Origin of the sequence: Xanthomonas bonasiae, assembly GCF_017163705.1 — a bacterium.
Classification (GTDB): domain Bacteria; phylum Pseudomonadota; class Gammaproteobacteria; order Xanthomonadales; family Xanthomonadaceae; genus Xanthomonas_A; species Xanthomonas_A bonasiae.
Genome location: NZ_JAFIWB010000001.1, coordinates 115,412 through 141,141, shown reverse-complemented (window position 1 = coordinate 141,141; position 25,730 = coordinate 115,412). Strand labels below are relative to the sequence as shown.

Here is a 25,730-nt window from a genome sequence, read left to right as displayed (position 1 = left end):
GGCACAGCGTCGGCAGCGAAGGAACGCGCGCAGCGTGGCGGACAGGCGTTTCAGCAGCCTTTCGTCAGCGTTGCGCGGCGGCCGGGTTGCGGAAGCGCACCAGCACGCGCTGGCCCAGGCGTAGCGCCGACGGCTGCCGGAACGCCAGCACGCAGGCCACGCTGCGGTCGTTGCCGGCGCTGGCGCCATCGGCGTCGTCGTGCAGTTGCGCCGGGCCGAACGCCGGCGCCAGCCAGCGCACCACCGCGGTACCCAATGCGGTCTGGCGGCCGTCGTCGCTGATCACCTCGGCCTGCATGCCGGGGCTCACCGCGGCGGCGTAGCTTTCGTTCAATTCGGCGCGGACCAGGCGCGGCGCGTCCGGCAGCAGGGTCAGCAGCGGCGTGGCGCCGCCGTCGCTGCGCGCGCCGACCGCGGCGGCCAGTTGCAGCACGCGGCCGTCGGCCGGCGCGGACAGGCGGTACTGGTCGCGCTGCAGTTGCGCCTGATGCACCTGTTCGGCAGCCAGCGCGGCGTCGCTGCGCGCGGCCTGCAGCGCGTCGGCCAGGGTCTGGCTGGCGTCGCCGGCATCGTCCGCGCTCTGGCCGTCGCCGGCGCCGATCCGCGCCGCTTCGGCCAGCCGTCGCTGGCGCTGCTGCGCGTGCGCCAGCCGCTGCTGCAGCTGGCTCACGTGCGCGCTGGCCGCCTGCGCGCGGGTCTGCGCGATGTCCAGGTCCAGCGCCGCGGCGCGGTCGTCGGCCTGGATCAGCAGCGTGCCACGGCGCACCGCGTCGCCTTCGTGCACCGCCACCCGCTGCAGGGTCGCGGCGACCGGCAGGCTCAGTCGCAGCAGGCCGCCTTCCACGTCGATGCGCCCGCGCGCCACCGCCAGGTAGGCCGGCGCCGCGCTGGGCACGGGCGCCGCCTGTGGCGGCCGCGCGCAGGCGGCCAGCAGCAGGCCCAGCAGGGGAGCGGCGAGGAACGCTTTCATGGTGCGGACATCCGGGACGAAGAGAGGGGCGGGGGCGGCGGCGCCAGGCGGCGGTCGTCGAGGATGCGGCCGTCTTCCATCGACAGCACGCGGTCGGCATGGCGGATCAGCCGCGGATCGTGGCTGACGCACAGCACCATGGTGTTGTGGCTGCGGGCGATGCGGTGCAGCAGGTCGATCACGATCTGGCCGTTGCCGGCGTCCAGCGCGCTGGTCGGTTCGTCGGCGAACAGCAGCGCCGGGTGCTTGGCCAGTGCGCGCGCGATCGCCACGCGCTGCTTCTCGCCGCCGGACAGCTCGGCCGGGCGCAGGTGCTGGCGATGGGCGATGCCGACCTCGGCCAGCGCCGCTTCGGCGCGTGCGCGCACCTCGGCGGCGGCCAGGCCCATGTACTGCAGCGGCAGCCGCACCTGGTCCAGCGCGCTCAGCGCCGGGAACAGGTTGAAGCCCTGGAAGATGAAGCCGGTATGGCGCAGGCGGAAGCGCTCCAGCGCGGTCGCGTCGAGCGCGCCGAGGTTCTCGCCCAGCGCCTGCACCCGGCCGCTGTCGGCGCGCTGCAGGCCGCTGAGGATCGACAGCAGGGTGCTCTTGCCGCAGCCCGACGGTCCGGAGATCAGGGTCAGTTCGCCGGGCCACACCTGCAGGCTCACGTCGCGCAGCACCTCGGTGCGCAGCTTGCCGGAGACGAAGCTCTTGCACAGGGCGCTGCCGTGCAGCGTGGCGGCGTGCGGCAGCAGCGCGGCGTCGGCGGGGGCGGCGGCCTGGTTCATCGCAGCAGCAGCGCCGGGTCGGCGCGGCGCAGTCCGCGCAGCGCGGCCAGCGCCGAGAGCACGGTCAGCAACATCACCGCGACCACGCACGCGGCCCAGCCGTTGCCATCGAACGCCACCGGCACGTCGTGCGCACGCGCCAGCGCCACCAGCGCGGCGCCGAGCGCGCTGGCGCCGAGCAGGCCGAGCGCGCCGACCCAGGCCGCCTGCTCCAGCACCACCCAGCGCAGCGCGCGCATGCTCACGCCCAGCGCGTTGAGCGTGGCGTACTCGCGCGCCGCGCCGAGCACCGTGGCCAGCAGGGTCTGGCTGGTGATCGCCACGCCGACCAGCAGCACGATGCCGCCGAGGAACAGCACGCCGGAGCCGGCGCCGGTATCGAACATCCAGAACAGGATGCTGCGCCGGGCGAACTGCACCGCGCTCCAGGCCTCGATGCGCGCCGGCGCGGCGTTGCCGGCGAGGCTGCGCGCCACCGCCGCGGCGTCGCTGCCGGGCCGCAGCCGCGCGACCATGTAGGTCGGCCAGTCCGGGTGCACGGCATCGGTGTTCAGGGCGCGTGCGGTTTCCAGCGAGGCCAGCACGTTGACCCCGCCCAGCGCGCGCAGGCCGCGGCCGACCCCGATCACCCGCACCCGGTGGCCGTTGATGCGCGCGCTGCGGCCGATGCCGACGCCGAGCTTGTCCAGTTCGGCGCGGTCCACCACCACCGTGTCCGGTTCGCGCAGCGCCGCGCGCAGGGCGGGGCTCAGCAGCCGCGCGAACATCAGCCCGTCGGTGCGGGTGTCGATGCCGGAGACGTAGATCGACACCGCGCCGGTGTCGTCGGGGCCGCGCCAGTCGCCGTCGAACCAGACGAACGGCTCGACCTGGACCACGCGCGGGTCCAGGTACAGCGCTGTAGCCGCATCCGGATCGATCGGGCGGCCCTGGTCCACGCTCTGCGTGCCCGGATAGCCCAGCCACAGGTCGGCGTCGGAGCCGGACACGTAGACGCTGGCGCTGCCGAAGATGCCCAGCACCAGCGCGGTCTGCAGCAGCAGCAACAGGCTGGCGAAACCGACCGAGACCACCACCGGCAGGAAGCGGCGCCATTCGTGGCGCAGGGTCTGGCGGGCCAGCGCGACCATCAGGGCGTTGCGCCTGCGCTGCCCGCGTCGCTGACGGTAGCGGTGGCAGTGGCGCTGGCCTGCGTTTGCGCGCTGCCCAGCGCGGTCTGCAGCGCGATGTAGTCGAGGTCGCGCTGGCGCTGCGCCTCGAGCAGCTCCAGCGCGGTCTGGTCGCGCGCGGCCTGCTGGGTGGCCACGTCCAGATCGCTGCCCAGGCCCAGCCTGCGCCGCGCCTGCGCCGCGTCGGCGGCCTGCTGCAGCGCCTGCAGCGCCTGCTGCTGCGCCAGCACGCGCTGGCGCTGCTGTTCCAGCGCGGTCAGCGCGTTCTGCACTTCGGCCACCGCATCCAGCACGCATTGGCGGTAGGCCAGCGTCGCCGCCTGCAGCAGCTCGCCGCGGGCCTGCGCCGTGGCCTGGCGCAGGCCCCAGTCGAACAGCGGGATGTCGATCAGCGGACCCAGCGAGGCGATCTCGTGCGGGGTGGCGGTGCGGCGGTGCGAGAGCAGGTTGGTGGACCAGTGGATGGCGCCGCCCAGGCCGATGCTGGGGTAGCGGTCGGCACGGGCGATGCCCAGTTCGCCGGCCGCGCGCAGCACCTCGGCCTCGCGCGCGGCGATGTCCGGGCGCCGCCGCAGCAGGTCCGCGGGCACCGCGTCGATCGCGCCGATCTGCAGGCCCGACGCCGTCGCGTCCGGGGCGGCGGCTGCCGCGTCGGCGGCGCTCCACGCCGGGTCCGGTGCGCTGCGCGCCAGCAGCACCGCCAGCCGTTGCGCGGCGGCGGCGCTGGCGGTGCGCGGTTCGCCCAGCGCGGCTTGCGCCTGCAGTTGCGCGGCCTGCGCCTGGGCGGCGGCGGCCGGCGGCGCCAGGCGCAGCTGGACCAGGGAGGCGCTCAACGTCGCCTGCCGCTGGCGGGCGTCGGCGATGCGTTGCAGCAGCTGTTCGGCCTGTTGCGCGTGGCGCAGTTCGATCCAGTTGCGCGCCACGTCGGCGACGGTGGCGGTGCGGACCTGCTCCAGGCTGGCCTGCGCGGCCTGCAGGTCGCCGCGGCTCATGCGGCGGGCGGCTTCGCCGCGCCCGAACAGCGGCAGTTCCCATTCCGCGTCGAAGCCGGCGACCAGGAACGAGGCGCTGGCGTCGGGGTCGATCGGTTCTTCGGTGCGCGCATGCAACTGCGGCTTCAGACTTGCCGTTGCCACGCCATCCATGCGCCGCGCCGCACGCAGCCTGGCCAGGGCCTGGGCCACGTCGAGATCGTCGCGCAGCGCCTGCGCGACCAGCGCATCGAGTTGCGGGTCGTGGAAGTCCTGCCACCACGCGCTGCCGGGCGGTCGTGGAGTGGCCGTGGCCGGCAGCGATGTCCACTGCGACGGCAGCGGCTGCGTCAGCTCCGGCAGCGGGGTGCTGACGCAGCCGGCCAGCGCCGCGGCGCTCAGCACGGCAAGGCCGGTCAGCCGGGATGCGCGGCGCCGGCTCATGCGGGCGTCGCCGCGCTGGCCGGCAGGTCCAGCTCCACGCGCAGGCCGCCCAGCGCCGAGCGCTGGTAGCGCAGGGCGGCGTGGTGGCGTGCGGCGATGCTGGCGACGATCGCCAGGCCCAGGCCGGTGCCGCCTTCGGGCGCATCCGGGGCACGGAAGAAGCGTTCGCCCAGGCGCGGCAGCAAGGCCTCGTCCACGCCCGGGCCGGCATCGTCGACCGCCAGCTGCAGGTGTCGCGACTGCCGGCGCAGGCTCACCGTGACCATGCCGCCGGCGGCATGCCTGAAGGCGTTGTCGAGCAGGTTGTCGAGCAGTTCGCGCAGCGACCAGGCGTCGGCGGCGACCCAGGCCGGCCCGTTGTCGGCATCGTCGTCGTCGTAGCCCAGATCGACTCCGGCCTGCAGCGCGTCGGGAATGCGCTCGGCCAGCGCCTGCGGCAGCCACGCGGCCAGGTCCAGCGGCAGCAGCGGGCGGATGCTCTCGCGCGGCGCCTGGGCGCGGGTCAGCGCCAGCAATTGGGTGGAGCTGCGGATCGCGCGGTCGGTCAGCTGGCGGATGTGCTGCAGCGCCTGCGCGGTGTCCTGCGGGCGGGTGCTGGCCTGGGCGCGCTGCACGTGCATGCTCAGTCCGGCCAGCGGCGTGCGCAACTGGTGCGCGGCGTCGGCGACGAAGCGCTCCTGCAAGGCCATCAGCTGCTTGAGCCGGCCCAGCAGGCCGTCGATGGCCTGGGTCAGCGGCAGCACCTCGATCGGGATGTCGGGGCCGGACACCGGGCTCAGGTCGCGCTGGCTGTCGTCGAGCCGGCGCACCGCCGGTTGCAGCAGGCGCAGGCCCACGCGCACCCCATGCCAGACCAGCGCCAGCAGCGAGCAGGTCAGCAGCAGTTCGGTCGGCAGCATCAGCATCAGGATCTCGCGCGCGCGGCGGTGGCGGTCGTCCAGGGTCTCGGCCACCGAGATCGTCAGCCGGTCGTTGGCCTCCCAGGCCGACGGCACGATCAGGCTGGCCACGCGCACCGGGGTGCCGTCGGCCATGCGTTCGTCGCGCAGCACCACCCGGCCGAGCGCGGCCGGCGCGGCGTGCGCCGGGATCGGTTGCGCGCTGTTGCTGATTACGCCGTGGTCGCGGCTGCGCACCTCGAAGAACACCCGGCCGTCGCTGCTGTATTCGAGCAGGCGCCGCGCCTGCAGCGGCAGCGGCAGGCGCGCGCCGGCGTCGTTGACCGCCTTGGCCAGGCCCAGCGTGTCCTCCTTCAGGTCCATGTCGTGGACGTGGTTGGAGTACTTGAGCATCAGCAGGTAGAACAGCGCCGAGACCACCAGCATCAGCAGCAGGGTCGGGATCAGCAGGAACGCCAGCAGGCGCCGGCGCAGGCTGGGATGGGCGGGGACTGCGCCCGCCGTCGCGGCTGCCACGGCCGCGCTCACGACGCGTGCGGGTCGTGGGCGGTGTCGGCGTCGGCGTCCGCGGTGCGGGATTCTTCCAGCAGATAGCCCAGGCCGCGGATGGTGCGGATGCCGACACCGGAGCCGTGCAGCTTGCGGCGCAGGCGGTGCATGGAGATGTCCAGACCGTTGTCGGTGATCTCGTGCTGCCAGTCGCACAGCGCGTCGGTGAGCTGGCCGCGGCTGACCACGCGCCCGCTGCGCATCAGCAGCGTTTCCAGCAGCGCGAACTCGCGCGCGGTCAGTTCCAGCGGCTCGTCCTGCAGCCATACCCGGCGCCCGGCCAGGTTGATCCGCAGCTGGCCCAGGGCCAGCTCGGGGATGCCGCCGCTGCTGCGCCGGCGCAGCAGGGCGCGGGTGCGGGCCAGGAACTCGGACAGTTCGAACGGCTTGATCAGGTAGTCGTCGGCGCCCTGGTCGAGGGCGCGGATGCGGTCTTCCACGCCGTCGCGCGCGGTCACCACCAGCACCGCGACCTCGTCGCGGCGTTCGCGCACGCGCTGCAGCACCTGCAGGCCGTCGCGCCGCGGCAGGCCCAGGTCCAGCACCAGCAGGTGGTAGGACTCGGCGCTGAGCGCGCGCTCGGCGGCGGCGCCGTCGTTGACGTGGTCCACCACGTGCCCGCACTCGGCGAGCGAGTCGCGCAACGCAACGGCAATGGACGTATCGTCTTCGGCAACCAGGATGCGCATGGCGCGAGATGCTTGCAACGCGGATGTTGGAAAACCGTCGTAATCGGCGGTGGCGAGGCGATTACGATGGGATCCGTTTATGTAGCGACGGTGACCGTTGCGCGGCAACTGCGGCGCGGCCGGCGCCGAGCCGGTGCGGCCAGCGGGCGGCCCGGCCACGGCCGTGGTCCTCCTGCGGCGGCGCCTGCCGTTGCGCAAGCCGCCGCGCGTCGATGCGCGCACGCGTTGAAACCGGGCCCACAAGCGCGCAAGCTTCCGATCTGTTTCGCGGCCAGGGGATTGGCAATGCGCGGGATGCTTTTCTGTCTGTTTGCAGTTGCGGCGGCGTGTCCCCCCGCGGCGGTCGCGCAGGCGACCACACGGCAATGCGGGGCAGTGGAGGAGGCGGGGCCGGCGTGCCTGCTGGCGCGCAAGCCGCTGCCGGCGTTGCCTGCCGGGGCGGTGTTCTGGCATCTCGATCGCTTTGCGTCGAAGGCGTCCGCAGACGCTGCCGCCGCCCCGACCAGCGTGGTGGTGGAGGCGTTCGGATCGGTCTGGCTATTCACCCTTGCGCAGGCCGCATGGCATTCAGAGGGCGGCGAGCACGTGTCCACGGTCGGTCCGCTCGCGGTGGCGCCGGCGTCGACCTATGCGGCCGACTATCTGCGCTCGATCTTCCTTCCGGGGACGACGGCGCCGTTGCACGTCCATTCCGGGCCGGAGGCCTTCTTCGCGGTCAGCGGCGACACCTGCCTGGAGACGCCGGCCGGCGTCCAGGTCGGGCGCGGACCCGGCAACAGCCTGACGATCGAGGCCGGACCGCCGATGCTGCTGATGGCGATCGGCACGGTGCCACGGCAAGGCTTTGCGCTCATCCTCCACGACGCCGACCGGCCAGCGACGACCTTGACCCAGGCCTGGCAGCCGCAAGGACTGTGCGCGCGGCAGCTTGCGGCGGATCGGAGTCCTTAGCCCGCCCTCGATTGTCGGCCCGTGTCGGGAAATTCTGACGGCACGACACGGCATCGACCGATCGCGCCGGCACGTGGCCACAGGCATGCTGTGTCTGTCGGCAACGTCATCGCTCCCGCGCCAGGGATGCGCGCTTGCACGGAATCGAACGGATCTCGATTCGCCGGCCACCTGATTTCGTTCCCGCATGCGCCGACGGACCGGCGCGCGTGCATGCGAGCGGAGTGACACGGACGGAACGCACGACGCCCCGGCATGCCGGGGCGTCGTGCGTTTGGGTGCATGTTGCTTGGCCGCGCGCCTGCGCGGAATACCGGCCGAGCGGTGACGTTCCCGTGGCGCCGATGCAGAAATCGGCGTCGCCTGAACGCTGCTGCGGACTGTCGGTGCATCCGTTCCCGGACCGTCCTCGACCTCGCGAGATCCGCCGGACCGCTGCTTCGTCAACCAGGCAGGATCGCCGCTAGCGCGGTCGCTTCGATCCTGCCGCTCGGCATCGCGGCGATCCGCTGCCGAGCCCTGCGGAAACGCTGCCGCCTGCAAATGCCGCCATCAGCATCCGCAGGCGCGACGAATCCCCAATCCCCAATCCCGGCTCTACAACGCCCAATCCACGCGCATGCCGGCGACCAGCGCATTCGGCAGGTCGCGGGTCCGCGACGGGTCGTTGAACTGGTCCGGATGCACGATGTAGTGCAGGTTCGGCGCGATGCGCAGCTGCGGGGTGACCTGGATGCCGTAGCTCAGTTCCATCATGTACTGCGAGCTGTGCGGGGTGCCGCTGCCGCCGGCCGCGGCGCGCGCCAGGCGCAGGTCTTCCAGCGCGTCGTCGCTGTAGCGCTGCTGGGTGACGACGAAGGCGATGTTGTCCTGCTCGCGGCTGGCGAAGGTGCCGCGCTGGACCAGGCCCAGCTCCAGGAAGTGGTCTTCGATCAGCTGCCCGGAGGTGCCCTTGAGCACCGAGCCGAACAGCACCAGCCCGCGCGCGCTGTCGGCGTCGGGGCGGGTGACCTGCTGTTCGAAGCGGAAGAACGCGCCGGAGTGGCCGTTGCGGGTGGCGTAGTCCAGCCCGCTGAGCCGCGCCGGGTTGCCGTTGCGGTCGGTCAGCGGGTCGGTGTAGTCGGAGTTGTCCTGCCAGCCGCCCAGTTCGTACATCGCCGGGAAGCGCACGCTGGCCGCCTCGGTCTTGTAGCCGATCGCGTAGGGCACGATCACCCCGGTGCGGTCGCGTGTGCTCCAGTTCAGGCCGTGCTCGCCGTCCTCGGCCTGGGTCGGATTGACCTCGTAGGCGCCGACGTGCACGTACACGGTCGGGGTCACCCAGGCCTTGGCGTGCGCGGCCCAGCTGGACACCGGCCAGTAGGTGAAGTTGCTGGTGCGGAACACGAAGGTCGGATTGCCGCAGGCCGAGTTGCCCTGGAAGTAGCCGCACAGGTCCGAGCCGAGGAAATGGATGTTGGCCACGCTGCGTCCGGCCTCCAGTTCCAGGCGGTCGTCGAACAGCTTCTGCGCGATGGTGAAGTTGGCCAGGCGCGTACCCTGGCCGCCGTAGATTTCCTGCACCGAGGTGCTGTTGCCGATGTCGCTGTTGGCCAGGTTGGTGCCGTGGCGGTTGATCGCGTAGACCTTCAGCGTGGCGCCGTTCCAGCCCATCAGCCGCTGCAGGTCGACGTCGGTGCCGAGCATCAGCTGGCCGGCGTAGGCGCTGCCCTGTTCCTTGCCGCCGTCCAGCGAGACCGCGGCCTCGCCGGTGTAGGCGAGCTTGAGCTTGAACGCGTCGCTGGCGTCCTGGGCGTGGGCCAGCGGGGCGAGCGCGAGCGCCAGGGCGGTGAGCGACAGGCGCCGGGTGAGGGGGAGGGACATGGCAGAGACTCCTGGGGTGTGATGGAGGCCGGCGCGCCGCCGTGGGCGACGGGGGAGGGGACATCGCCCCCGGCAGCGCGTCGGCGCAGGACTTATTCGGCGACCGGCTTCTTCAGCACGCGCAGCGCCAGCGCGGTCAGCACGGTGCCGGCGAGCAACGCGATCAGGTACATGCCCAGATGGGTCACCACGTGCGGGATCGGCAGCACGAAGATGCCGCCGTGCGGCGCCTGGAGTTCGGCGCCGGCAGCCATCGAGATCGCGCCGGCCAGCGCCGAACCCAGCATCAGCGCCGGGATGGTGCGCAGCGGGTCGCGCGCCGCATACGGAATCGCACCCTCGGTGACGAAGGCCAGGCCGAGCACGCTGGTGGCGGCGCTGGTGTCGCGCTCCTCACGGGTGAAGCGGTTGCGGAACACCCAGGTGGCCAGTGCGATGCCCAGCGGCGGGGTCATGCCGGCGACCATCGCCGCGGCCATCGGCGTGTATACCTGGCTGGCCAATAGGCCGGTGGAGAACGCATAGGCGGCCTTGTTGACCGGCCCGCCCATGTCGAAGGCCATCATCGCGCCCAGCAGCAGGCCCAGCAACACCGCGCTGCTGCCCTGCATGCCGCGCAACCAGTCGGTGAGCCAGGCCAGCGCCTCGGCGACCGGCTGGCCGACCACGTACATCATTGCCAGTCCCACTAGCAAGGTGCCCAACACCGGGAGCAGTAGCATCGGCTTCAGCCCTTCCAGCGTGCGCGGCAGCTTGATCACGCGGTTCAGCGCGGCCACGCCGTAGCCGGCGATGAAGCCGGCGAAGATGCCGCCGAGGAAGCCCGCGCCGAGGTTGGCCGCGACCATGCCGCCGATCATGCCGGGGGCGATGCCGGGGCGGTCGGCGATGGAATAGGCGATGTAGCCAGCCAGGGCTGGCACGATAAGCAGGAAACCTGCATTTTTGCCGATCTGGAACAGTGACCAGCCCAGCGTGCCTTTGTGTGCATCGTCGAAAACGTAGATGCCGCCCAGCGCGAACGCCAGCGCGATCAGCAGGCCGCCGGCGGTGACGAACGGCAGCATGAACGACACGCCGGTCATCAGGTGCTTGTACGGACCGGCCGATTTGCCGCGTTCGCTGCTCGCGGTTGCGGCGCCGTTGCCGCTGGCCGCATGCACGCCGGCCTCGGCCAGCGCCTTGCGGATCAGCCCGGGGCCGTCGTTGATCGCCGGCTTGGTGCCGCTCTTGAACAGGCGCTTGCCGCCGAAGCGGGACAGGTCCACTTCGCGGTCGGCGGCGATCAGCACCAGGTCGGCGTCGGCGATTTCGGCGTCGCTGAGCGTGTCCTGGGCGCCGACCGAGCCTTGCGTCTCGACCCGGATCTGGTGGCCCAGGGTCTTGGCCGCCTGCTGCAGGCCCTCGGCGGCCATGAAGGTGTGGGCGATGCCGGTGGGGCAGGAGGTCACGGCGACGATGCGCTTGGGGCCATCCGTCTGCGTGGCCGCGCTGGCGGTCGTCGCCGGCGCGGCCGCGGCCGCGGCCAGCAGCGGCGCGAGCACGCCGCCGGCATCGTCGAGCACCGCATCCAGGCTGGCGCGCAGCGGCGCGGCGCCGGCGAAGCGCGCCGCATCGGCATCGCCGTCGCCGACCAGCAGCAGCGGATAGCCGCTGCCGGCCGCGGCCAGGTCCAGCGGCGCGATCACGCCCTGCGGCGTGCGCACCTCGGCGTGCACCACCGCACCGCGTGCGCTGGCCGCATGGCGCAAGGCTTCGGCGGCGAGGACGGCTTCGGTGCTGCGTTCGCCGGCGACGATCACCACGAAGATAGGATTCATGCTTGCTCCCGATGGACGCAGGGGGACGCCGCGCGCGATGGCGGCGGCGTGCGGTTCGATGACATGCGGTTCGAACACTTGGGGTTCGACGTGGGGTTCATTGCAGCGACTCGATGCGGACCGCGGCGGCGATGCCGTCGACCTGGTCGCGCGGCAGCCGGCGCGCGGCGCCGCTGCCGAGCGTGGCCACGGCGAAGGCGGTGGCCTGGCGCGCGCAGGTCGCCAGGTCGGCGTCGGCGAGCAGCGCCGCGACCAGGCCGGCGACCATCGCATCGCCGGCGCCGACGCTGCTGCCGCCGGCCAGCTGCGGCGGGCGTGCCAGCAGCGCCTGCTCGCCGCGCACGAACAGCGCGCCGTCGGTGCCCAGCGACACCACCACCAGTTCGATGCCGCTGGCCAGCAGTGCGCGGGTGGCCGCCAGCAATTCGGCGGTCGCGCGCAACGGCGTGCCGGCCCAGTCCTCCAGTTCGTGGCGGTTTGGCTTGATCGCGAACGGCAGCTGCGCGCGCGGTGCGGCCAGCGCTTCGCGCAGCGGCGCGCCGCTGGTGTCCAGCAGCACCCGCGCGCCGGCGGCGGCGGCCTGCGCCTGCAGCACGCGCCAGCTGTCGTCGGCCAGGCCGGCCGGCAGGCTGCCGGTCAGCACCACCGGCAGGCCTGGACGCAGCAGCGGGGCCAGGCGCGCGCCGACCGCGTGCAGCTCGGCCGCGCCCAGCGGCAGTCCGGGCAGGTTGATGTCGGTGGTGTCGCCGCTGTCGGCGGCGACCAGCTTGAGGTTGGTGCGGGTGTCGCCGGGCACGCGCAGGCAGCGGTCGTCGATGCCGCGCGCGGCGAACAGGGTCTCGAACAGGTGCGCGTTGCCGGCACCGAGCACGCCGAGCGCGGCCGTGGCGACGCCGGCGTCGGCCAGGCAGGCGGCGACATTGATGCCCTTGCCGCCGGCGATGGCGTGCGCGCTGCTGGCGCGATGCACCTGGCCGGGCTGCAGCCGCTCGATCGCCACGGTCAGGTCGATCGCCGGGTTCAGGCTGACGCTGACGGCCTGCACGCTCATGCGCCGGCTCCGTCCAGCGCGCGCACGTCGGCCGCGCTTTCGCAGTCCAGCGCCCGCTGCGCCAGCGCCTGCAGCGCATCCAGGCGGCTGCCGCGCAGGCGCGCCTTCACCGCCGGCACGTCGTTCGGGGTCATCGACAGTTCGTGCACGCCCAGCCCGGTCAGCAGCGCCGCGCCGAACGCATCGCCGGCCAGGCCGCCGCACACGCCGACCCAGCGCCCGTGGCGCGCGGCGCCTTCGACGGTGGTGCGGATCAGGCGCAGCACCGCCGGGTGCAGGCTGTCGGCCTCGGCGGCCAGGTCCGGGTTCTGCCGGTCGATCGCCAGCGTGTATTGGGTCAGGTCGTTGGTGCCGATCGAGAAGAAGTCGGCATGCCGCGCCAGCGCGTCGGCCTGGATCGCCGCCGCCGGCACTTCGATCATGATCCCCAGCGGCACTTCCGGCGCGTCCAGCTCGGCGCGCAGGCGTTCGCACGCGGCGCGCAGCGCGACGATCTCCGCCGCCGAGGTGATCATCGGGAACATGATCGCCAGCTTGGCGCCGTCCCTGGCCGCGCGGTACAGCGCGCGCAGCTGCGGTTGCAGCAGGTCGGCGCGGCGCAGCAGCAGGCGCGCGCCGCGCACGCCGAGGAACGGGTTGTCCTCGCGCGGCAGGTTCAGGTGCGCGACCTGCTTGTCGCCGCCGATGTCCAGCGCGCGCACGATCAGCGAACGCCCGTCCAGCGCCTTGGCCATCGCCATGTAGGTGTCGTACTGCTCGTCCTCGCTCGGCGTGCTGCCGCGCTCCAGGAACAGGAATTCGGTGCGCATCAGGCCGACGCTCTCGGCGCCCTGCGCCAGCGCCATCGGCACCTGCTCGGGCAGGTTGACGTTGGCGCCGATCTCCACGCGGTGGCCGTCCTGGGTCTGCGCCGGCTGGTTGCGCTGCTCGGCCTCGCGCTCGCGCAGCTGGCGCTGTTCCTCGATGTAGGCGCGGGCCGAGGCCAGGTCGGCCTCCGACGGCGCCAGGTACAGGCGGCCGCTGCTGCCGTCGACGATGACGGTGGCGCCGTCGTCCAGGTCGAGCAGGTCGGCGCCGCCGGCGACCAGCGCCGGCAGGCCCAGGGTGCGCGACAGGATCGCGGTATGCGAGGTCGGCCCGCCCAGCGCGGTGGCCAGGCCGAGCACGCGGCTGGTGTCCAGGTGCGCGGTGTCCGACGGCGACAGGTCGCTGGCGAGCAGGATGCACGGACTGTCGGGCAGGTGCTCCAGACTGCCGCTGGCCAGGCTCGGGTCGATCTGGGTCAGCACCCGGCGGCCGACGTCGCGCAGGTCGCTGGCGCGTCCGGCCAGCACCGCATTGCCCAGCGCCGACAGCTTGTTGGCCATGCGCTCGACCGCCTGCTGCCAGGACCAGGCCACGCCGTGGCCTTCGACCATCAGCTGGCAGGCCAGGGTGATCAGGTCGGTGTCGTTGAGCAGTTCGGCCTGGGCGCGGAAGATCGCCGCATCGCCGGCGCCGAGCCGGCGCCGGGTGTCGTCCTCGATCGCCTGCAGTTGCTGGCGGGTGCGCAGCAAGGCGTCGTGCAGCAGCGCGCCGCCGTCGCTGAGCGGCACCGGCGCGTCCGGCACCGGGCCGTCGTTGCCGGCCAGCTTGTGCACCACGCCGATCGCCAGGCCGGGGCTGGCGCCGATGCCGACGATGGCCGGTTGCGCCTGCGGCGGGGTCCAGCCGCTGACCGGGGCGGCACGGCGCTGCGCCGCGGCCTGCGCGTCGGCTTTCTCCTGTGCGGTGAGGCCGTCGATGACGCTGCGCAGCCGCGCCAGCGCGGCGGCGGCGTCCTGGCCTTCGGCCGAGATGGTCACCGTGTCGCCGGCATGCAGGCCCAGCTGCAGCAGCGACACCAGGTTCTTGGCATCGCCGGTCTGCTCGCCGGCGCGCACCTGGATCCTGGCGGCGAAACCGCGCGCGGTCTCCACCCAGCGCGTCGCGGGGCGCGCATGCAGGCCGGTGGGGTAGGCGACGGTCCATTCGAAGCGCTCGCCGAGGTCGGCGACCGGGGCGTCGCTCGCCGCGACGGCCGGGTCCTGGCTCAGCGCGTCGACGATCGCCTGCGGGTCGTCGCTCGCGAACAGCGCGTCCAGCCGCGGCTGGTCCTGGATCAGCCGGGTCAGGCGCCGCAGCAAGGTGATGTGGGTATCGGACTGTGCGGCGATGGCGACCACAAGATGGGTGGTCTGGCCCGGATTCCACTCCACGCCGTCGCGGATCTGCAGCACCGCGATACCGTCGCGCTGGACCAGGTGGCGGTCCTCGCCGGTGCAGTGCGGGATCGCCACGCCGTGGCCGAGGAAGGTGTTGGCCAGGGCTTCGCGGCGCAGCATGCTGGCCGCGTAGGCGGGCGGCACGCAACCGGCGGCGACCAGCAGCTGCGCAGCCTGGGCGATGGCGTCGGCCTTGTCGCGGACCTGGACGTTGACGCGGACCAGTTCGCTGGCGACCAATACGGGGGGATTCGTCTGGGTCACGCGGGGCATCCTTCGAGGGTCTGGGGCGGCGAGTGGGTGCAGTGTGGGAACGTTCCCACTGTCGCGTCAATGTGCACTGCACAATTTATTCGGGAAAACCCGGTGCTACTATCGAATTTGGCCACTTGGAAGGGGGTTGCAGTGGGAATTTTGCGGGAACGTTGCCAGTGACAGTCAGCATCCATGACGTGGCGCGGGTGGCCGGGGTCTCGACTTCGACCGTATCGCGGGCGCTGGGCCAGGGCCCGGTCAGCGAGGATGTGCGGGCGCGGGTCGAGGCGGCGGTGCGCGAGACCGGCTACCGGCCGAACCTGATGGCGCGGCGGCTGCGTTCGCAGCATTCGGGGATCGTCGGGCTGATCGTGGCCGACATCCGCAACCCGTTCTTCACCGCGGCGATCGGCGCGGTCGAGGAGGTGGCCTACCGCGCCGGGATGCGGGTGATCCTGTGCAACACCGACGAGGATCCGCAGCGCGAGGCGCTGTACCTGCAGCTGATGCAGGAAGAACGGGTCAGTGGCCTGATCTTCGCGCCGACCCGCACCACCCAGAGCCAGTTGCCGAAGTTGAACTTCGACTATCCGGTGGTGCTGCTCGACCGTGCCGGCAAGGCCGGCGTGCACGACAGCGTGGTGCTGGACAATGCCGCGGCGATGGCGAGCTTGATCGAGCACCTGGCCGAGCGCGGCTTGCGGCGCATCGGCGGGCTGTTCGGCAAGACCAGCAGCACCGCCGCCGAGCGCCGCGACGGCTATCTGGCGGCGATGCAGGCGCACGGCCTGGCGCCGAGCTACCGCGAGGTGGCGCCTAGCGCGGAGGCGGCGACCGCCGAGGTGCAGGCGTGGCTGGCGCAACCCGAGCGCCCGGAGGCGCTGGTGGCCAGCAACAGCCTGTTGCTGATGGGCGCGCTGAAGGCGGCGCGCGGCGCCGGCCTGCGCATTCCGCAGGACCTGGCGCTGGCCGGCTTCGACAACGAGAGCTGGACCGACCTGGTCGAGCCGGGCATCACCGTGATCGAACAGCCGGTGGAGGACATGGGCCGCACCGCGATGTCATTGCTGCTGGAGCGGCTGAATGCGCCGACCCTGCCGATGCGCAAGGTGGTGCTGAGCGGGCGCTGCATCGTGCGCGGGTCCAGCCTGCGCTGAGGGCGTGGCGTCGCAGGGCGCGCCGAGGGACGGACGCTGGCGCGGTGGCGCGAGCGTCGGTGAGCGCGCCGCAGCGCGATGCCCGGTGCGTGAGTCTGGAATCGCCGGCGCTGTAACGCCGGCTGTGTATCTGCCTACTCGCTGCCGTCCGGCCTCGGGTAGTCGCGCTCCGGATCGGCGTGGTCGCGTTTGGGGTCGCTGTCCGGCTGGTCGCGGTCCTTCCACTGCGCCGCGTCGTTGCGCAGCTTGTCGGGCGTGTGGCCGCGCTGCTGCGGACTGTCCGCGTTCTCGCGATTGGGTGGGTTGGACATGGGCGTGCCTCCAGGGTCAGGCGGGGACAGGGGCAGGATCTGGCTGGGTATCGCGCCGCTCGGAACCGTCGAGCCTGGCCCAGCAGGCCAGCACGAAGGCTTCGGCATCGTTCCAGGCGATGCGCGGCCACGGATGTTCGGCGTCGTAGCGCTGGCGCAGGCGCTGCATGCGCACCTCGTTGGACTCGCGCGGCAGCTGCAGAAACACATCGCAGGCCATCTTGATCAGACGCGCATGCTCGCTGAAGGACTGCGGCCCCAGCTTGCCTTCCCCGTGCAGCACCTTCCAATGCGCCAGTTCGGCTTCGACATCCACGAGCAGGCACGGAGCGTGGCTCACGGCAGGATCTCCTGTAGTAGTAATGAGGGGGTTGTTCTGGGAACTGCGCGGAGGCGCTTGGCCAGACTAGGGCGTAAGGCGTAAACGCCAGGTCACATCGGCGTCGCGGCCGTGGCAAGAACCGCGACAGGCTGGCGAGACGGTGTGTGCGATGGGCCAATGATAGGCACGTCGTGCGTGAAGGCAGTGCCCGCTTGGAGCGTGCCGCCGTGCCGCTTACCATGGCCGTGGGTCCGCGCCGCGGACATCCGCATTTCCGCGATCACCCGCATCGACGGCGCACGCCGCCGCCGCGGCGCCCCTGAAAGGAACGGCATGCCCGTCGATATCGTGTTCGATCCCGCGCAACTGCGCATCGCCGTCATCGGCCTGGGTTATGTCGGCCTGCCGCTGGCGGTGGCGTTCGGCGCGCGCTACGACACGCTCGGCTACGACATCGACGCGCAGCGCGTGGCGCAGCTGCGCGATGGCCACGACCAGACCCTGGAAATGGAACCGGACGAACTGCGTGCCGGCGTGCACCTGCGCTACAGCGACGATGCCGCCGCGCTGCGCGACCGCAACGTCTACATCGTCACCGTGCCGACCCCGATCGACGCCTACGAGCAGCCCGACCTGCAGCCGTTGCGCCAGGCCAGCGAACTGCTCGCCGGCGTGCTCAAGCGCGGCGACCTGGTGATCTACGAGTCCACGGTGTATCCGGGCACCACCGAAGAGGTGTGCGTGCCGTTGCTGGAACAAGGCTCGGGCCTGCGTTTCAACGAGGACTTCCACTGCGGCTACAGCCCGGAGCGGGTCAACCCGGGCGACCGCCAGCGGCGCCTGGCCGACATCCGCAAGATCACCTCCGGCTCCAGCGCCGCGGCCGCCGAGGCGGTCGATGCGCTGTACGCGAGCATCATCGGCGCCGGCACCTGGCGCGCGCCGTCGATCCGCGTGGCCGAGGCGGCGAAGGTGGTGGAGAACATCCAGCGCGACGTCAACATCGCCCTGGTCAACGAGCTGGCGCTGATCTTCGACCGCCTCGGCATCGATACCCAGGACGTGCTGGAAGCGGCCGGCACCAAATGGAACTTCCTGCCGTTCCGCCCCGGGCTGGTCGGCGGCCACTGCATCGGCGTGGATCCGTACTACCTGCTGCACAAGTCCGAGAGCATGGGCTACCACCCGGACCTGATCCACACCGCGCGACAGGTCAACAACCGGGTCGGCGCGCACGTCGCCGCGCGGGTGCAGGCGCTGCTGGCGGACAAGGGCGTGGCCATGGCCGCGGCCACGATCCTGGTGCTCGGCGTCACCTTCAAGGAGAACTGCCCGGACCTGCGCAACAGCCGCGCGCTGGAGCTGGTGCAGGCGCTGGCCGCCAGCGGCGCGCGGGTCGATGCCTGCGACCCGTGGGCCGAGCCGCAGCTGGCGCGCGAACATGGCGGGGTGGAACTGCTGCCGGCGCCGGTCGCCGGCCGCTACGACGCGGTGGTGCTGGCGGTGGCGCACGACGAATACCGCGGCTTCGATGCCGCGCGGATCCGCGCGCTGGGCACGCCGAACCTGGTGGTCTACGACGTCAAGTCGGTGTGGCCGCGCGAGGCGGTGGACGACCGGCTGTAGCCGAAAGCGCCGCACGCTGTACACCGCCAAGCTGTACGCCGCCCAAGCGGGCGGTAGGCTGCGCCAGCGCCATTGCCGGCCTGCACCGCCTACACTCGCTGCCTTCCGAATCTCGCGAGGAACGCGATGCACCGCTACCTAGCCTATGTCGCCAGCTGCGTGCTGCTGGCGCTGTCCATCGCCCTGTGTGCGATCTGGCCGCTGTGGGGCTGGGGCGTGGCCGCCTTCGCGGTCCTGGCCCTGCTGGGCACCTGGGACCTGCTGCAGACGCGCAGCACGCTGCGCCGCAACTATCCGATCCTGGCGCATTTCCGCTATGGGCTGGAATCGGTCGGCCCGGAGATGCGCCAGTATTTCCTGCAGAGCGACATCGAGGAGGCGCCGTTCTCGCGCCAGCAGCGCGCCCTGGTCTACCAGCGCGCCAAGAACGTCATGGACGTGGTGCCGTTCGGCACCCTGCGCAGCGCCTACGCCACCGACTACGAGTGGATCAACCACTCGCTGGCGACCAGCGAGATCGCCCATCACGATTTCCGCGTCACCATCGGCGCCGGCTGCGCGCAGCCGTACTCGGCCAGCGTGTTCAACATCTCGGCGATGAGCTTCGGCGCGCTGTCGGCCAACGCCATCCGCGCGCTCAACGAGGGCGCGCGCCGCGGCGGCTTCTACCACGACACCGGCGAAGGCTCGATCTCGCCATATCACCGCGAATGCGGCGGCGACCTGGTGTGGGAGATCGGCTCGGGCTACTTCGGCTGTCGCGATGCGGACGGGCGCTTCAGCGAGGAGCGCTTCGTCGCCAATGCCACGCTGGCGCAGGTGAAGATGATCGAGGTCAAGCTGTCGCAGGGCGCCAAGCCCGGCCACGGCGGGGTGCTGCCGGCGGCCAAGGTCAGCGCCGAGATCGCCGCTACCCGCGGCGTGGCGATGGGCCAGGACTGCGTGTCGCCGTCGCGGCATTCGGCGTTCTCCACGCCGCTGCAGCTGCTGCAATTCGTGGCCCGGCTGCGTGAGTTGTCCGGCGGCAAGCCGAGCGGCTTCAAGCTGGCGATCGGGCATCCGTGGGAGTGGTTCGCGATCGCCAAGGCGATGCAGGAAAGCGGGCTGTACCCGGATTTCATCGTCATCGACGGCGCCGAGGGCGGCACCGGCGCGGCGCCGGCCGAGTTCATCGACCATGTCGGCGTGCCGATGCACGAGGCGCTGCTGCTGGTGCACAACACCCTGGTCGGGCTGGACATCCGCGACCGGATCAAGCTCGGCGCGGCCGGCAAGATCACCAGCGCGTTCGACATCGCGCGCACCCTGGCGCTGGGCGCGGACTGGTGCAACGCCGGGCGCGGCTTCATGTTCGCGCTGGGCTGCATCCAGTCGCTGAGCTGCCACAGCGACCGCTGCCCGACCGGCATCGCCACCCAGGACCAGCGCCGCTGGAAGCACCTGGATCCCACCGACAAGGCGGTGCGGGTGGAGCACTACCACGCCAACACCCTGCGCGCGCTGCGCGAACTGCTCAGCGCCGCCGGCCTGGCGGATCCGTCGCAACTGGGGCCGGAGCACATCCTGCGGCGCATCTCGCAGGTCGAGATCCGTTCGCTGGCCTCGCTGTACCGCTATCTGGACCCGGGCGAACTGCTGCGCGACGGCGTGCCCGACCACGCGGTGTTCCAGGAGTACTGGGCCGATGCGCGCAGCGATTCGTTCCAGCCGCCGGCGCGGATCCGCAGCCTGCGCGACAGCAAGTCGCGATGAGTGCCGCCGCGCCTCCGTCGGACGCCGTCGCCTTGCGCGCGGCGCGGCACGCCGACATCGCCGCGATGTGGGCGCTGCGCACCCGCTGCGTGCGCCAGGTGTGCAGCACGCACTATCCGCCCGAGGTCATCGCGGCCTGGGCGTCGGCACCGGCACCGGCGACGTATCCGCAGCTGATCGCCAGCGGCGGCGCGGTGCTCGCCGAGGACGCCGGCGGTCGCCTGCTCGGCTTCGGCGTGGCCGATCTGGCCGACAGCGAGATCGACGGTCTGTTCGTCGATCCCGACGTGCGCGGCGGCGGACTGGGGCGACGCCTGCTGCAGGCGCTCGAAGCCAAACTGGTGCCCGGCGCGCGCATCCACCTGGCCGCCGCACTCAACGCGGTCGCGTTCTATCGGGCCCAGGGCTACGCGGCGCTGCAGCAGGGCAGCTATGCGCATCCCAGCGGCATCGCGCTGGCCTGCGTGTACATGGAAAAGCACCCCGCACAGGCGCAGGCAGGCACGCCGCAAGCCGCCGTCTAGCAGCGCCTGCGGCGGCTGCCTGGAGCTGCGCGGCGGCCGGCCGGGGGCGTGACGCCCCGGCGACCCCGCTGCGCAGGCACTACTTGCGCCGCAGCACGCCACCTGCCGCGACACCCGCGCTGCGCGCCGAATGCGTGGTGCACGTCGCCAACCGCGATCGTGCGACTGCCATCGTCGCCCGCGGCCAGTTATCGTGACCGGCTCCCCATCCCGCTTGCCGCGCATGCCCCAGCGACCGCCCCTCGGCTTCATTCCCGCGCCGTTGCCCGCCGACGAACTGGAGCGGCTGCGCGCGGTGGCCGAACTGGGCATGCTGGACACGCCACCGGAGCCGGTGTTCGACGACCTGATCTGGCTGGCCAGCCAACTGTGCGATGTGCCGATCGCCTTGGTCACGCTGATCGACGAACACCGCCAGTGGTTCAAGGCCAGCCGCGGCCTGAACGTTTCAGAGACGCCGCGCGAGTTGGCGTTCTGCGCGCATGCGCTGCTGTCGCCGCAACTGCTGGAGGTGCCGGATGCGCTGCAGGATCCGCGCTTCGCCGGCAACCCGCTGGTGCAGGGGGCGCCGCATATCCGTTTTTATGCGGGCATGCCGCTGCGCGGCAGCGGCGGCCATCTCTACGGCAGCCTGGGCGTGATCGACACCATGCCGCGGCAGCTGGGCACGGCACAGCGCGAGGGGCTGCGGCGCCTGGCCGCGCAGGTGACGATGCAGCTGGAGGCGCGCCGTGACGCGCGCATCGCCCAGACCCAGGCGCAGATGCTGAGCCTGCTGCTGGAAACGGTGCCCGACGCGGTCGTGTCGTGTTCCGCCGACGGCACGCTCTCCCAGTTCAACCGGGTCGCGCGCGCCTGGCACGGCACCGATCCGCGTGCGTTGCCGCCGGCGCAGTGGGCGCAGTATTTCGATCTGTTCGACGCGGACGGCCAGCGCCTGCTCGAGCGCGAACGGATCCCGCTGTTCCGCGCCTGGCGCGGCGAATCGGTGCGCGATGCGGAAATCGTCGTCGCCGCCGCCGGACAGCCGCCGCGCAGCGTGCTGTGCAGCGCCGAGCGGCTGCACGACGCCGACGGCCACGCGCTGGGTGCGGTCTGCGTGATGCGCGACGTCACCGTCGAGCGCCAGGCCACGCGTGCCGCGCTGCTGGCCGGACAGCGCTTCTCCGGCGCGTTCTCGGCGGCGGCGCACGGCATGGCGCTGGTGTCGCTGCAAGGCGGCTGGCTCGAGGTCAACGACGCCCTGTGCGCGATGCTCGGCTACGATCGCGACGCGCTGCTGGCGCTGGATTTCCGCCAGCTCAGCCATCCGCAGGATGTCGCCCCGGACCTGGCGCTGGCGGCCGAACTGGTGGCCGGGCAACGCAGCGGCTACCACCTCGACAAGCGCTACCTGCGCCGCGACGGCGCCACGCTGTGGACGCGCCAGGCGGTATCGCTGGTGCGCGACGAACACGAGCGGCCGCTGCATTTCGTGGCGCAGATCCAGGACGTCACCGAGCAGCACCTGGCCGAGGCGCGCCTGCGCCAGAGCGAATCGCAGCTGCGCACCATCGCCGACAACGCGCCGACCCTGATCGCCTACGTCGACAGCCAATTGTGCTATCAGTTCGTCAACAAGCCCTATGCGGACTGGTTCGCGCTGGCGCCGGCGGCGATCGTCGGCCGGCGCATGCCGGAGCTGCTGGATGCCGAGCACATGGACAGGATCCGGCCGCATCTGCAGCGGGTGCTGGACGGCGAGGCGCAGCACTTCGATACGGAATTGCGCGACGCGGCCGGCGAACTGCGGGTCATGCACTCCAGCTACGTGCCCGACGACTCCATGGCGCCGCCGCGCCCCGGCTTCCACATCATGATCAGCGACATCACCGGGCAGACGCGACTGGCGCGGCTGATGGAAGCGCGCGCGCTGCGCGACGAACTGACCGGGCTGCCGAACCGCATGGCGTGGAACGAGACCCTGCGCCGGACCCTGGCCCAGCCCGGCCGCCGCGGTGCCGACCAGGTGGCGGTGATGTTCCTGGACCTCAACGATTTCAAGACGGTCAACGACCGGTTCGGCCATCACGCCGGCGACGCGGTGCTGGTGCATTTCGCGCGACTGCTCAAGACCTGCCTGCGCGAGGAGGACTTCATCGCGCGCCTGGGCGGCGACGAGTTCGTGGTGCTGCTGGACCAGTTGGCCGACGCCCGCAGCGAAGCGCACGCGGCGGCGGCGCGGGTGCTGGCCGCCGCGCGCGACGGTTGCGTGGTCGACGGGCAGCGCCTGCCGTTGCAGCCCAGCATCGGCATCGCGCTGCAGACCGGCCCGGAATTCGACCCGGTCCTGCTGATCCAGCGTGCCGACGAGGCCATGTACAGCGCCAAGCGCGATCCGCAGCGGCGCGTGCAGATCGCCGACCTCTGATCCGCGGCGGCACGATGGGGGCGGGGCACGGCGACCCGATCGGCGCGCGGGGGGGCCGCCATTGTTCGCGCGCTTGTCGGTCTTCGTGCCTGCCTGCCGCGGACGCGCCCGAGCACGGCGCGGGACTTCCCGTCGCATTCGCGCGCCTCAGCGTGCGCTGTCGGCCGGCACCCGGCGGAACGGCGCATGAAAGCTTCCGGCGTCGATCGTGCCCAGGTCGGCCTGGCCGGCGTCGAAGCGGATCACGATGTCCTGCGCGCTGAGGAAGAACGCATGCTCCGACGAGGGAATCAGCGGGTAGGCCTGATCCTTGCGCAGTTCGACCTGCAGGCCGCCAGCCCCTTCGCGGATGTCGAACGTGCCCAGCTCGGGAATGGCGAAGCTGCCGACGAAGCGGCGCAGCACGGCGATGTCCACGCTGGCGGCCTGGCGCTGGATCGGCCGGAAGTCGGGCCAGTCGTAGGCTGCGGCGACGGCGCGGACGATTTCCAGGCCCAACTGGTAGCCCTGGTCGCCGTTGCTCAGCACCACCGCGCCGTCGCAGCGGTCGGGATAGACGACCAGGGTGGCCTTGTAGCCGGCATTGGAACCATCGTGATAGGCGTAGCGGCGCGCGCCATGCCCGCCGATCTGCAGTCCCAGCCCGTAGTCGCCGCGCACCGGGGTCAGCATGCCGCGCACGCTGGCCGCGGACAGCACGCGGCCATGTCCGGCGCTGGCCGCGCACAGCTCCAGCGCATAGCGCGCCAGGTCCTCGGCATTGCTCCACAGCCCTGCGGCGGCCAGTTCCGGATAGACATGCGCGCCGCCTGCGATGGGCTGGCCCATGGCGTCGTGCGGTTGCGCCGCCTTGGCCAGCACGGCCGCCGGCAAGGGTTGCGTATAGCCGCTGGCCTCCATGCGCAGCGGCGCCAGCACGCTGTCGCGGAGCAGGTCGGGGAACGGCTTGCCGCCGACGTCGATCAGCAACTGCTGCATGACCGTATAGCCGCCTCCCGAATAGCGGTAGCGTTCGCCGACCGGCGCATCCACCACCACCGGCGCCGAGTTGGCCGGCGCCTGGCCGTCGAGCACCTGCTGCAGGGTCGGGACCGCCGCGCCCTGGGCATAGCCGTCGAAGCCGTGCACGCTGGTGCCGGCGCTGTGCGACAGCAGTTGCCGCAGCGTGACCGGGTGATCGCGGGTGTAGACGGAGTCGGGCAGCTTCCAGGTCTTCAGCAGCGCATTGACCGGCGCATCCAGCGCCAGGCGCTTGTCCTGGACCAGCTTCAGGGCCGCCATCGCCGCGACCGGCTTGCTCACCGAGCCGGCCTGGAACAGGGTCCTGGCGTCGACCGGGGCGCCGTCGGCGGCGGTGACGCCGTACCCCTTGGCCCAGTCGACGCGGCCGCCGTGGATCACCGCGATCGACACGCCCGGCACGTGCAAGGCGTCCATCTGCTCGCGCAGCGACAGTGTCGTGGTGGCCTGGTCCTGCACCACGACGGCCGGCAACAGGCCGGTTTCCACCCGCCGCATCTGCGCGGAGGACGCCGGCGGCGCGGCGCCGGCGATGTTGCAGCTCACCACACCGAGTGCGAGAAGGGTCAACAGGCGCATGCGTGCTCCGGGTCGATGGCGCCGTTGCGGCGGCCAGCGCATGGATATGCCACGCCGCGGCATGGCCGACAGGCCCGAAGGTCATTGGCCGTTCCGGCGCCCCTTGCGGCCGATGCCGCTCAGCCCGTCGTCCGTTGCAGCCAGGCCACCGCGCCACGCCCGGCGCGCAGGCCGCTGGCGAAGCAGGCGCTGAGCAAGTAGCCGCCGGTCGGCGCTTCCCAGTCGAGCATTTCGCCGGCGCAGAAGGTGCCGGGCAGGGCATGCAGCATCAGTGCCGGGTCCAGCGCTTCCAGGCGCACGCCGCCGGCGCTGCTGATCGCCTCGGCCAACGGACGCGGGCGCAGCAGGGTCAGCGGCAGCCGTTTCAGCGTGGCCGCCGCACGCGCCGGATCGTCGCCGGCCTGCTTGCCCAGGATCTCGAACAGCAGCGCCGCCTTGACCCCGTCGATGCCGGCCTGGCGCCGCAGGTGCTCGCCGAAGCTGCGCCCGCCGCGCGGCTTGCCCAGTTCGGCCTGCAGCCGCGCCAGCTCGCGCCCCGGCGCCAGGTCCAGCCACAGCGTGGTCGCGCCGTGCGCGGCGATGGCCTCGCGCAGCTCCGCCGACAGCGCATAGACCAGGCTGCCTTCGATGCCGTGCTCGCCGACCACGCATTCGCCCTGCAGCGCGTGTTCGCATCCCTGCGCATCGCGCCAGTGCGCGATCACCGGTTTCAGCGGCGCGCCGGCGTGGCGTTCGCGGAAATGCGCGCTCCAGTCGATATCGAAGCCGCAGTTGGCCGGCCGCAGCGGCGCGAGGTCGACGCCGCGCGCGCGCAGCGTGTCCTGCCAGGCGCCGTCGGAGCCGAGCTGCGGCCAGCTGCCGCCGCCCAGTGCCAGCACGCAGGCATCGGCATGCACCAGACGCTCGCCGTCGGCGCCGGCGAAGCGCAGCGCGCCGGCGCTGTCCCAGCCCAGCCAGCGATGCTGCACGTGGAAGCGCACTCCGGCGTCCTTCAGCCGCCGCACCCAGCCGCGCAGCAGCGGCGCGGCCTTGCGGTCCAGCGGGAACACGCGGCCGGAACTGCCGACGTAGGTTTCCACGCCCTGCGCCTGCGCCCAGGCGCGCAGCGCGTCTGCGTCGAAGTCGGCCAGCCATTCGCCGACCTGCGCGGCACGCTCCCGGTAGCGCGACACGAACAGCGCGAACGGATCGGAGTGGGTCAGGTTGAGCCCGCCCTTGCCGGCGATCAGGAACTTGCGCCCGACCGAGCCCTTGCCCTCGTACACGTCGACCTCGGCACCGGCCGCGCGTGCGGTCTCGGCGGCGATCAGCCCGGCGGGGCCGCCGCCGACGATGGCGATGCGGCCGCGCACGGCGGCGGCGAGCTTGCTGGCGGACATCGGTGG

General features: G+C 72.2%; 20 protein-coding genes. 6 read left to right on the top strand and 14 right to left on the bottom strand.

Annotated elements, in window-relative coordinates:
• Positions 1-64: 64 nt before the first annotated feature.
• Genes JR064_RS00590 through JR064_RS00565 form a run of 6 tightly spaced genes read right to left on the bottom strand, consistent with a single transcriptional unit; the run spans position 65 to position 6,461 of the window.
• Complete coding sequence (locus JR064_RS00590; RefSeq protein WP_206228473.1) at positions 65-970, bottom strand: efflux RND transporter periplasmic adaptor subunit; 906 nt, start codon at positions 968-970, stop codon at positions 65-67.
• Entirely contained in the window at positions 967-1,740 is a 774-nt protein-coding gene (locus JR064_RS00585) for an ABC transporter ATP-binding protein (RefSeq protein WP_206228472.1), read from the bottom strand. The genes JR064_RS00590 and JR064_RS00585 overlap by 4 nt, the downstream gene beginning before the upstream one ends.
• On the bottom strand, positions 1,737-2,870 hold the full coding sequence (locus JR064_RS00580; protein WP_206228471.1) for an ABC transporter permease: 1,134 nt from the start codon (positions 2,868-2,870) through the stop codon (positions 1,737-1,739). The genes JR064_RS00585 and JR064_RS00580 overlap by 4 nt, the downstream gene beginning before the upstream one ends.
• Positions 2,870-4,324 (bottom strand): efflux transporter outer membrane subunit, encoded by a 1,455-nt coding sequence (locus JR064_RS00575; RefSeq protein ID WP_206228470.1) that lies wholly within the window; start codon positions 4,322-4,324, stop codon positions 2,870-2,872. The genes JR064_RS00580 and JR064_RS00575 overlap by 1 nt, the downstream gene beginning before the upstream one ends.
• On the bottom strand, positions 4,321-5,739 hold the full coding sequence (locus JR064_RS00570) for a sensor histidine kinase N-terminal domain-containing protein (protein WP_179564097.1): 1,419 nt from the start codon (positions 5,737-5,739) through the stop codon (positions 4,321-4,323). Before JR064_RS00570 ends, JR064_RS00575 begins: the two co-directional genes overlap by 4 nt.
• An 8-nt stretch (positions 5,740-5,747) precedes the next feature.
• Entirely contained in the window at positions 5,748-6,461 is a 714-nt protein-coding gene (locus JR064_RS00565) for a response regulator (protein WP_179564099.1), read from the bottom strand.
• A 285-nt stretch (positions 6,462-6,746) separates the two neighbouring features.
• Here JR064_RS00565 and JR064_RS00560 point away from each other — a divergent pair, with 285 nt between their 5' ends.
• Entirely contained in the window at positions 6,747-7,412 is a 666-nt protein-coding gene (locus JR064_RS00560; RefSeq protein ID WP_206228469.1) for a hypothetical protein, read from the top strand.
• Positions 7,413-8,009: 597 nt separating this feature from the next.
• On the opposite strand, the gene JR064_RS00555 is transcribed toward JR064_RS00560, so the two are convergent.
• The 4 genes from JR064_RS00555 to ptsP all read right to left on the bottom strand — a co-directional run bounded on the left by JR064_RS00555 (position 8,010) and on the right by ptsP (position 14,662).
• Positions 8,010-9,275, bottom strand: coding sequence for a carbohydrate porin (locus JR064_RS00555; protein WP_206228468.1), 1,266 nt, complete (start codon positions 9,273-9,275; stop codon positions 8,010-8,012).
• Positions 9,276-9,367: 92 nt separating this feature from the next.
• Positions 9,368-11,095, bottom strand: coding sequence for a PTS fructose transporter subunit IIC (locus JR064_RS00550; RefSeq protein ID WP_206228467.1), 1,728 nt, complete (start codon positions 11,093-11,095; stop codon positions 9,368-9,370).
• A gap of 97 nt (positions 11,096-11,192) precedes the next feature.
• A complete protein-coding gene (locus JR064_RS00545; RefSeq protein ID WP_206228466.1) occupies positions 11,193-12,146 on the bottom strand; it encodes a 1-phosphofructokinase family hexose kinase in 954 nt (317 codons plus the stop codon).
• The gene (gene ptsP / locus JR064_RS00540; protein WP_206228465.1) at positions 12,143-14,662 is read right to left on the bottom strand and encodes a phosphoenolpyruvate--protein phosphotransferase; all 2,520 of its coding nucleotides are present in this window, start codon (positions 14,660-14,662) and stop codon (positions 12,143-12,145) included. Before ptsP ends, JR064_RS00545 begins: the two co-directional genes overlap by 4 nt.
• A gap of 158 nt (positions 14,663-14,820) precedes the next feature.
• On the opposite strand from ptsP, the gene JR064_RS00535 reads away from it, so the two are divergent.
• A complete protein-coding gene (locus JR064_RS00535) occupies positions 14,821-15,801 on the top strand; it encodes a LacI family DNA-binding transcriptional regulator (protein ID WP_179564111.1) in 981 nt (326 codons plus the stop codon).
• Between the two features lie 134 nt (positions 15,802-15,935).
• On the opposite strand, the gene JR064_RS00530 is transcribed toward JR064_RS00535, so the two are convergent.
• Both JR064_RS00530 and JR064_RS00525 read right to left on the bottom strand, forming a co-directional pair.
• The gene (locus tag JR064_RS00530; protein ID WP_206228464.1) at positions 15,936-16,112 is read right to left on the bottom strand and encodes a hypothetical protein; all 177 of its coding nucleotides are present in this window, start codon (positions 16,110-16,112) and stop codon (positions 15,936-15,938) included.
• A gap of 16 nt (positions 16,113-16,128) precedes the next feature.
• Positions 16,129-16,452, bottom strand: a complete 324-nt coding sequence (locus tag JR064_RS00525; RefSeq protein ID WP_179564115.1) for a transposase — start codon at positions 16,450-16,452, stop codon at positions 16,129-16,131.
• Between the two features lie 315 nt (positions 16,453-16,767).
• Here JR064_RS00525 and JR064_RS00520 point away from each other — a divergent pair, with 315 nt between their 5' ends.
• The 4 genes from JR064_RS00520 to JR064_RS00505 all read left to right on the top strand — a co-directional run bounded on the left by JR064_RS00520 (position 16,768) and on the right by JR064_RS00505 (position 22,746).
• Positions 16,768-18,060 carry a nucleotide sugar dehydrogenase gene (locus tag JR064_RS00520; RefSeq protein WP_206228463.1) on the top strand — a complete coding sequence of 431 codons (1,293 nt, stop codon included), beginning with the start codon at positions 16,768-16,770 and terminating at the stop codon, positions 18,058-18,060.
• A 126-nt stretch (positions 18,061-18,186) separates the two neighbouring features.
• Positions 18,187-19,812 carry an FMN-binding glutamate synthase family protein gene (locus JR064_RS00515; RefSeq protein WP_206228462.1) on the top strand — a complete coding sequence of 542 codons (1,626 nt, stop codon included), beginning with the start codon at positions 18,187-18,189 and terminating at the stop codon, positions 19,810-19,812.
• A complete protein-coding gene (locus JR064_RS00510; RefSeq protein ID WP_206228461.1) occupies positions 19,809-20,336 on the top strand; it encodes a GNAT family N-acetyltransferase in 528 nt (175 codons plus the stop codon). The genes JR064_RS00515 and JR064_RS00510 overlap by 4 nt, the downstream gene beginning before the upstream one ends.
• A 223-nt stretch (positions 20,337-20,559) precedes the next feature.
• The gene (locus tag JR064_RS00505) at positions 20,560-22,746 is read left to right on the top strand and encodes a sensor domain-containing diguanylate cyclase (RefSeq protein ID WP_206228460.1); all 2,187 of its coding nucleotides are present in this window, start codon (positions 20,560-20,562) and stop codon (positions 22,744-22,746) included.
• 147 nt (positions 22,747-22,893) lie between these two features.
• Here the strand turns inward: JR064_RS00505 and JR064_RS00500 are convergent, their stop codons facing one another.
• A complete protein-coding gene (locus JR064_RS00500; protein WP_206228459.1) occupies positions 22,894-24,345 on the bottom strand; it encodes a serine hydrolase domain-containing protein in 1,452 nt (483 codons plus the stop codon).
• A 119-nt stretch (positions 24,346-24,464) separates the two neighbouring features.
• On the bottom strand, positions 24,465-25,724 hold the full coding sequence (locus JR064_RS00495; RefSeq protein WP_206228458.1) for a TIGR03862 family flavoprotein: 1,260 nt from the start codon (positions 25,722-25,724) through the stop codon (positions 24,465-24,467).
• Positions 25,725-25,730 lie beyond the last annotated feature (6 nt).

What these genes read in the sequence shown, in the direction of transcription:
- JR064_RS00590 (WP_206228473.1), bottom strand. Translation starts at nt 970, where the DNA reads ATGAAAGCGTTCCTCGCCGCTCCCCTGCTGGGCCTGCTGCTGGCCGCC.
- JR064_RS00585 (WP_206228472.1), bottom strand. Translation starts at nt 1,740, where the DNA reads ATGAACCAGGCCGCCGCCCCCGCCGACGCCGCGCTGCTGCCGCACGCC.
- JR064_RS00580 (WP_206228471.1), bottom strand. Translation starts at nt 2,870, where the DNA reads ATGGTCGCGCTGGCCCGCCAGACCCTGCGCCACGAATGGCGCCGCTTC.
- JR064_RS00575 (WP_206228470.1), bottom strand. Translation starts at nt 4,324, where the DNA reads ATGAGCCGGCGCCGCGCATCCCGGCTGACCGGCCTTGCCGTGCTGAGC.
- JR064_RS00565 (WP_179564099.1), bottom strand. Translation starts at nt 6,461, where the DNA reads ATGCGCATCCTGGTTGCCGAAGACGATACGTCCATTGCCGTTGCGTTG.
- JR064_RS00560 (WP_206228469.1), top strand. Translation starts at nt 6,747, where the DNA reads ATGCGCGGGATGCTTTTCTGTCTGTTTGCAGTTGCGGCGGCGTGTCCC.
- JR064_RS00555 (WP_206228468.1), bottom strand. Translation starts at nt 9,275, where the DNA reads ATGTCCCTCCCCCTCACCCGGCGCCTGTCGCTCACCGCCCTGGCGCTC.
- JR064_RS00550 (WP_206228467.1), bottom strand. Translation starts at nt 11,095, where the DNA reads ATGAATCCTATCTTCGTGGTGATCGTCGCCGGCGAACGCAGCACCGAA.
- JR064_RS00545 (WP_206228466.1), bottom strand. Translation starts at nt 12,146, where the DNA reads ATGAGCGTGCAGGCCGTCAGCGTCAGCCTGAACCCGGCGATCGACCTG.
- ptsP (WP_206228465.1), bottom strand. Translation starts at nt 14,662, where the DNA reads ATGCCCCGCGTGACCCAGACGAATCCCCCCGTATTGGTCGCCAGCGAA.
- JR064_RS00530 (WP_206228464.1), bottom strand. Translation starts at nt 16,112, where the DNA reads ATGTCCAACCCACCCAATCGCGAGAACGCGGACAGTCCGCAGCAGCGC.
- JR064_RS00520 (WP_206228463.1), top strand. Translation starts at nt 16,768, where the DNA reads ATGCCCGTCGATATCGTGTTCGATCCCGCGCAACTGCGCATCGCCGTC.
- JR064_RS00515 (WP_206228462.1), top strand. Translation starts at nt 18,187, where the DNA reads ATGCACCGCTACCTAGCCTATGTCGCCAGCTGCGTGCTGCTGGCGCTG.
- JR064_RS00510 (WP_206228461.1), top strand. Translation starts at nt 19,809, where the DNA reads ATGAGTGCCGCCGCGCCTCCGTCGGACGCCGTCGCCTTGCGCGCGGCG.
- JR064_RS00505 (WP_206228460.1), top strand. Translation starts at nt 20,560, where the DNA reads ATGCCCCAGCGACCGCCCCTCGGCTTCATTCCCGCGCCGTTGCCCGCC.
- JR064_RS00500 (WP_206228459.1), bottom strand. Translation starts at nt 24,345, where the DNA reads ATGCGCCTGTTGACCCTTCTCGCACTCGGTGTGGTGAGCTGCAACATC.
- JR064_RS00495 (WP_206228458.1), bottom strand. Translation starts at nt 25,724, where the DNA reads ATGTCCGCCAGCAAGCTCGCCGCCGCCGTGCGCGGCCGCATCGCCATC.